Source organism: Microcoleus sp. PH2017_09_SFU_O_A (assembly GCF_020738625.1).
Taxonomy (GTDB): domain Bacteria; phylum Cyanobacteriota; class Cyanobacteriia; order Cyanobacteriales; family Microcoleaceae; genus Microcoleus.
Genome location: NZ_JAEQCF010000086.1, coordinates 35,524 through 36,926, shown reverse-complemented (window position 1 = coordinate 36,926; position 1,403 = coordinate 35,524). Strand labels below are relative to the sequence as shown.

General features: G+C 46.8%; 1 protein-coding gene. It reads right to left on the bottom strand.

Annotated features, from left to right (window positions below; translation table 11 throughout):
• Positions 1 to 126: 126 nt before the first annotated feature.
• Complete coding sequence (locus JGK16_RS26335) at positions 127 to 1,167, bottom strand: glucokinase (RefSeq protein ID WP_293193134.1); 1,041 nt, start codon at positions 1,165 to 1,167, stop codon at positions 127 to 129.
• Positions 1,168 to 1,403 lie beyond the last annotated feature (236 nt).

Here is a 1,403-nt window from a genome sequence, read left to right as displayed (position 1 = left end):
TTTGTCACAGGCAAGATGCCTGTGCCACAAGCACTTTCACAGGCAAGATGCCTGTGCCACAAAAAATCTTGTGGGGTGGGCTTCTAGCCCGCCCCTAATTTTAACAACTTCCTCAGATTCAATCCCCTAAAGGCCTGCCGCACAAACCGCCGCTCCAATTAACCCGACATTGCCATTCAAAACCAGGCGAACTGGTATCATTTCTAATAGCGAATCCATCCGACCTTTGTGCGTAAAAGCTCGCATAAAACTGCCTTCTAGAATCAGTGGCAAAATCTTCGCAGCGATGCCGCCGGCTACGTACAAACCGCCGTAAGGTAGAAGTGAAACAGCCATATTTCCGGCCACCGCACCGTAAGCTTCTACAAACATTTGCATTGTTTGTTCCGAAAGCCGATCGCACTTTTGGAGTGCAGCCGCCGCAATTATCGCCCCCGGATCGACTGTTTTCTCGGTTTTACCGATTTCCGACTCCCATTGAGCGATCGCTTTCCCCACTTCGGCTGATTCAGGAGCAAACTTGCGATCGCGCAAAAACTGGTAAATTGAGACAATCCCTTGTCCCGAAACTACACGCTCGATCGATATTCTTTGAATGTTATGTTTTGCTAACAAATATTTTAGCAATTCAAACTCCAACTCCGAGCGAGGAGCAAAGTCACCGTGTCCCCCTTCCGAAGAAAAAACCCTGATCCCATTTGCTTCGGGAATTGCAAAACAATGTCCCAAACCTGTACCCGCACCAATCACAGCAATTGGATCGTGCTGGCTCGGTTTTCCTACTTGCAAGGTGTGTATATCTGTAGCTTCCAAACCACACACGCCGTAACCAACCGCTACAAAATCATTAATCAAACTAACACGGGAGATTCCTAATTCTTCTTCCAGACGCTTTGCATCCAGCAGCCAAGGCAAATTTGTCAGTTTGGCGCTGTTGTTGACTACTGGGCCTGCGATCGCAAAACAAGCTTTTTCAGGCTCCACTGCCAAATCGAGTTTAGTAGCAGCTTCCGTCAAAAACTGTTGAACTATCGGCACTAAATCGGGAAATTCCCCGCTCGGATAGCGAAACTCGTAAAGAGCATTCATTGCACCATCAGCAGTCCTTTCTACCAAGCGCAAAATTGTCTTAGTTCCGCCAATATCGCCCGCTAATAATAATGCCATAAACCTCCGATAAAACAGTTGACAGTTGACAGTTGACAGTTGACAGTATTGTCCACTGTTAAACCAATAATTTTCAGGTTGGATCCAGCGAAGCGTAGGTTCACTTCGTTGTACCTCACATCTTGCATGATTGTCAGCAAAAGGCTTGTTGAGAATGGTGCAAGATCTCAGTTCTACCCAACCTACTTATCACTATTAACAACTATAGATCCCTGACCCCGCGATCGAGAAACGGT

Bases quoted from the DNA above. Each gene is read 5' to 3' on its own strand.
- JGK16_RS26335 (WP_293193134.1), bottom strand. From the start codon at position 1,167: ATGGCATTATTATTAGCGGGCGATATTGGCGGAACTAAGACAATTTTG.